Source organism: Brevundimonas balnearis (assembly GCF_042434805.1).
Taxonomy (GTDB): domain Bacteria; phylum Pseudomonadota; class Alphaproteobacteria; order Caulobacterales; family Caulobacteraceae; genus Brevundimonas; species Brevundimonas balnearis.
The window spans coordinates 1-5,000 of sequence record NZ_JBHLSW010000004.1; the positions used below are offsets into that span (position 1 = coordinate 1).

Consider the following 5,000-nt stretch of genomic DNA (forward strand, 5'->3'; position numbering starts at 1 on the left):
TGACCTGCCCCCCGCCGGTCCCTCGATCATTATGAGAGCCCAGGGGGTTGGTAGCTGATCTCCAGCGCCGGCGGTAGCGGCCGGGCGGTGGAGCTGATCAAGTTGCGCAGCCGGCCGGCCGCGGGGTTCAGACGCACGGCTTCCGGGGTCAGTCCGCCGTGCGCCGAGTGCGGCCTGACGTGGTTGTAGTCGAGCCGCCAGCGCTCGATGACAGCCCGGGCCTCGGCGAGGTTGGCGAAGACCTCCTCGTTCAGGCACTCGTCGCGCAGCTTGCCGTTGAAGCTCTCGACGAAGCCGTTCTGCTGCGGCTTGCCGGGCGCGATGTAATGCCAGTCGACGCCGGTGCGGTTGGTCCATTCCAGCATGGCCCGGCTGGTCATCTCGGTCCCGTTGTCGCTAACGATGGTCGCCGGCCGGCCGCGCCGGGCGATCAGGGCGTCCAGCTCGCGGGCCATGCGATGGCCGCCGATCGAGGTGTCGACCACCAGCGCCAGCGCCTCGCGGGTGAAGTCGTCGACGATGCACAGGATCCGGAAGCGCCGGCCCCAGCTCAGCGTGTCGGCCACGAAGTCCAGGCTCCAGCGCTGGTTCGGCCCGTCCGGCAGCGCCATGGGCGCCCGCGTGCCGGTGGCGCGCTTGCGGCCGCGCCGCCTTCGCACCGCCAAGCCCTCCTCGCGGTGCAGCCGGAAGAGCTTCTTCTTGTTCATGCTGACGCCTTCACGCTCGAGCAGGATGCCGAGCCGCCGGTAGCCGAAGCGGCGTCGCTCCGCCGCCAGGCCCCGCAGCCGGGCGCGTACCTCCGCATCGCCTGGCTGGGCCACGCGGCGCACTGTCTTCGGATCGACCTGGACCAGCCCGCAGGCGCGCCTCTGCGAGAAGCCGCGCTCCGCCATCAGGCGAAGCACGGCCTCCCGGCGCGCTGCAGGCCCGATCAGTTCTTTCCCAGCAGGTCCTTCAGCGCCGACACGTCGAGCATGGACTCCGCCAAGAGCCTCTTCAGTCGCCGATTCTCGTCCTCCAGCGTCTTCAGCTTCTGGGCATCCGACACGTTCATGCCGCTGTACTTCGCCTTCCACCGGTAGAAGGTCTGCTCGCTGATCCCATGCCGCCGGCAAACCTCCGCCGTCGGGCTCCCGGCCTCCTGCTCCCGCAGCACGCCGATGATCTGCGCCTCGTTGAACCTGCTCTTCTTCACGTCCGTCTCCTCAGGGTGACGGACTCTCACTCAAACCGAGGGATCAGGAAGGGGGCAGGTCAGCGTGCATAGCTGAATTCGAGCGAAACCATCGACGCTCTGAAGGAGGTGATGTAGTCTTGCCTCGCCGATCAGATGGTTGCCGAACATGGGAGTCAGCGCGGGGCTGCGCGGATGCGGACCATGCCGATCGGAGAGCCGTAGATCAGGCTACCATCATCATTGAGAGCGTGCGTATTGCCTTGGTCGAGATACTCCCGCCCACGGCCCAAAACGCCTTCGACGCGGGTCGCTCCGGTCGTGAGATCAAGACCACGATAGACATGATCGCATCCGCCCCCGCCGCTTAGCCCAACCCCATAGACCATGCCACTCGCACGGCTGATTGTCGGGATGCCGTTGAAGTGGACGTCCGGCCGCTGCCAAGCTATCTCGCCACTATTTGCAGTGCTGTTCCAGCGCACCGCCTGCACGCCCATCGGCGGCGTGCAGTCGGGTTCAAAGCCTGCGAACTGAGCGATGACAAGCAGACCGGAGGCAGCCGCTGGCGAGTTCTCTACTGTGAACCCTTCGCCTTCGCTGGTGGCGAGAGGTAACGGCACGACACCAGCAATACGGCGGTCTCGGCCTGGCAAGCCGGGCCAACTCTCAGGGATTGCGTCACGCCAGAAGTAGATAAGATTGTTGCGGTCGTGGCCGTCAACCGCAGCAACCAACCGATCGTCACCAACGGTGAGTAGCGTGGGCGTCGTCCCCGAGCCGGTGCATCGCTCCCCGCGGAACACGCGCAGCACTTCGCGGAGCTTCGATCGACTAGGTGCTGGGCAGTTGGACCCACGGAAGTCGTATGGCGCGCGCCAAACGACGCGAAACCCATCGCCGTCCCACTGCACCGCTGTCAATGCCTCGAAGGATACGAAGTAGGCGACGCCGTTTTCGTCCAGCGGAAAGCTATTGTGGATGGTGTCGTCGGCGATCTCGCCCGACAGATCAAAGTAGCGCGCATCCGAGAAGTCTTGCTTCACGGCACCGAGCCAGCCGGCATCGGTCAAGAAGATCACCCAACCGTCATGGCTTAAGTTGAGCACAATCGGGTTGCCCGGCACCGAGGCGGGCAAGGCGAACTCCGCCTCACGCACGATGGGCGACATCGCATCTCTCGGATTCATGTCTCCGAAGCGCATGATGGAGCGTTCGCGCGGATTGGGCACGAACGCCTTGTTGCTGCGCGCGAGCTGCATATTCCAATAGCTGACCAGGCCCAGGCCCCGGTGCAACCGAACAACGTCGGCAATCTCGAAGCGGTCGCCTGCTATCCGCGCTTTGACGATGCTGTTGAGCGTCGTGCTCCAGGCGGTGCGCGAGCCATCGGGATACCGTTCAGATAGGTGCATTTGCGTCGGCGTGCCTGTCCCCACGGGAGTGCGGATGGTCTGTGCTAGCAGGACGTCGCCAGCTTCAGGTCCAGCGAACGGGCTGGCTTTCTGTGCATGGCTGTTGCGATGAAACTGCGGCCAAGGCGAATCCGCCGCCCACGGGTTCGGCGGCGGCTCATCATCGAAGCCGCCAGTCGCTACTGGCGAAGCGGAGGAAAACACAGGTGACTCGAACGCGGTGCGCGCCGGCGCCCGGACCAGAGATGGCAAAGGCGGCGTCATAGCTTCGGGCAGGCTGACCCTAACGCCCTCCGCGCTCCGTGATCCAACCGCAGCGGCAGCAACGGTGGCCACCCCCATCAGACTAAGGACAAGACCATACCGCATAGCCACCTCGCCAGGCTGTCGTTAGCTTAGCTAATATACTCATCGTGTGTTGATCCGTCAAGCGTGGGCAGTAAGAAAGGGTTATGTCCCAACCAAAAGAACCATCAGAACAAGCCTATGTTGTCGCAGCGACACTGCTGACGCTGTCGCCCGCATTCACGCGCTTCTTACTGACCGAATTGCGCTCTCTGCCGCCGAGCGAGCGGATCACGCCGCCGCAACTGCGTGCGCTCGAACTGATCATTGCTGACTCCGGCATCAGTTTGGCTGCGTTCGCGGAGGGCATGGGGGTCCGCAAACCAACGGCGTCGATTCTGGTGATGCGGTTGACCGGAATGGGCTTGGTTCGGAAAGCCGCCGGCGAGCGCCGCACAACGGTGCTGATGCCGACCGATCGCGGATTGAGCCTCTTCCAGACTATCGTTAGGCGCCTGGTGGAGCGGCTGGCACACGCTGTAGAAGACGAGCAGGTAACAACATTGCTACGCGCCCTACCGGATATCAGCCGAATCTTTGATCGTGCCCGACTGTTGCAGCAAGACTGACATCGGGCAGTCGCGCCAGGAACCGCCCGGCTTTGATGAATCCGAGGCGGAACTAGGTTGGCCTCCTAATGCAATGGGAAGAGTTGATGGACGGTCCTGGTAGTGCTCGCGTCGGCGAACGTGCGGCATGCGCTGCCTCCAGGCGGCGCTATCGTAGTGCGAAAGGCGAGACGTATTCGTTATGTTTATCCGGTGCGGGGCGCCACTTCTGTCGGACGACACATAAGGTTGGACCCCGACAGAGAATGTTGGACCTGAAGCCTGTTGTGGCGAGAACGGAATTATACGTTGAGCGCCAAGACCAGCCGTCGGCTTGGGGGCCGGTAGACGGGCTCAACCTAGGCTCAGGACTCATAGCCAGAACAGGACGGTGGCGGCGAGGGCTATGGCGGACAGGAAGACGGTCGGACAGCGATCGTAGCGNCCAAAAACCCCGCCGTTTCGGGCGGGGTTTCTAATGCGGCTCACGAGTGTGAGGGGTTGTTGGGTGCGGGAGCAGGATTTGAACCTGCGACCTTCAGGTTATGAGCCTGACGAGCTACCGGGCTGCTCCATCCCGCGGCAAGCTGGGGTGTGAAGGAAGAAAATGTTCGAGACGTGCCGGTTGAGGCAAGCTGACTGCTGTCTGATCGGTAGACCCGGCGACGACCTACTCTCCCGCGCCTTAAGACGAAGTACCATCGGCTCTGGAGGGCTTAACGACCGAGTTCGGAATGGGATCGGGTGGGGAACCTCCGACATAGTCACCAGGTCAACCGATCAGACAGAACAGTGAGAAGACATCGCCTTGAGCGGCGTAAAACCGAATGAGTTTTGCTGAGAAACGATCAAGCCGATCGGATTATTAGTACCAGTAAGCTCCACGCGTCACCGCGCTTCCACACCTGGCCTATCAACGTGGTAGTCTTCCACGATCCTCAGCGAAGCCTTGTTTTGAGGTTAGTTTCCCGCTTAGATGCTTTCAGCGGTTATCTATTCCATACTTAGCTACCCTGCTGCGCAGCTGGCGCCACGACAGGTCCACCAGAGGTATGTCCATCCCGGTCCTCTCGTACTAGGGACAGATCCTCTCAAGCTTCGAACACCCACGGCAGATAGGGACCAAACTGTCTCACGACGTTCTGAACCCAGCTCACGTACCACTTTAAATGGCGAACAGCCATACCCTTGGGACCTGCTCCAGCCCCAGGATGTGATGAGCCGACATCGAGGTGCCAAACCATGCCGTCGATATGGACTCTTGGGCATGATCAGCCTGTTATCCCTAGAGTACCTTTTATCCGTTGAGCGATGGCCCTTCCACACGGGACCACCGGATCACTATGGCCGACTTTCGTCTCTGCTCGACTTGTCAGTCTCGCAGTCAGGCGAGCTTATGCCATTGCACTCGACGAGCGATTTCCGACCGCTCTGAGCTCACCATCGCGCGCCTCCGTTACACTTTGGGAGGCGACCGCCCCAGTCAAACTACCCACCACGCCATGTCCCGGGACCGGA

The 5,000-nt window shown here is 62.2% G+C and carries 3 protein-coding genes, 1 tRNA gene and 2 rRNA genes (1 of these 6 running past the window's edge); 1 reads left to right on the forward strand and 5 read right to left on the reverse strand.

All coding sequences use genetic code 11. The features are described from left to right. Positions 1-29: 29 nt before the first annotated feature. Positions 30-1,195 (reverse strand): IS3 family transposase gene (locus ACFFGE_RS05655; protein WP_376835228.1). Its coding sequence is split into 2 segments (ribosomal slippage): positions 30-937 and positions 937-1,195, totalling 1,167 coding nucleotides; the frame shifts between segments, so codons are not numbered across the junction. A 155-nt stretch (positions 1,196-1,350) separates the two neighbouring features. Further along, positions 1,351-2,793 carry a hypothetical protein gene (locus tag ACFFGE_RS05660; RefSeq protein ID WP_376835231.1) on the reverse strand — a complete coding sequence of 481 codons (1,443 nt, stop codon included), beginning with the start codon at positions 2,791-2,793 and terminating at the stop codon, positions 1,351-1,353. A gap of 248 nt (positions 2,794-3,041) precedes the next feature. Here ACFFGE_RS05660 and ACFFGE_RS05665 point away from each other — a divergent pair, with 248 nt between their 5' ends. After that, a complete protein-coding gene (locus ACFFGE_RS05665) occupies positions 3,042-3,503 on the forward strand; it encodes a MarR family winged helix-turn-helix transcriptional regulator (protein ID WP_376835233.1) in 462 nt (153 codons plus the stop codon). A 484-nt stretch (positions 3,504-3,987) separates the two neighbouring features. Here ACFFGE_RS05665 and ACFFGE_RS05670 read toward each other — a convergent pair. From ACFFGE_RS05670 to ACFFGE_RS05680, 3 genes are all read right to left on the reverse strand, one after another. Beyond that, a tRNA-Met gene (locus ACFFGE_RS05670) sits at positions 3,988-4,064 on the reverse strand. 75 nt (positions 4,065-4,139) lie between these two features. Next, positions 4,140-4,254: ribosomal RNA gene (rrf, locus tag ACFFGE_RS05675) — 5S ribosomal RNA — on the reverse strand. 72 nt (positions 4,255-4,326) lie between these two features. Continuing rightward, positions 4,327-5,000: ribosomal RNA gene (locus ACFFGE_RS05680) — 23S ribosomal RNA — on the reverse strand; it runs 2,107 nt beyond the window's last position.

Bases quoted from the DNA above. Each gene is read 5' to 3' on its own strand.
- ACFFGE_RS05665 (WP_376835233.1), top strand. From the start codon at position 3,042: ATGTCCCAACCAAAAGAACCATCAGAACAAGCCTATGTTGTCGCAGCG.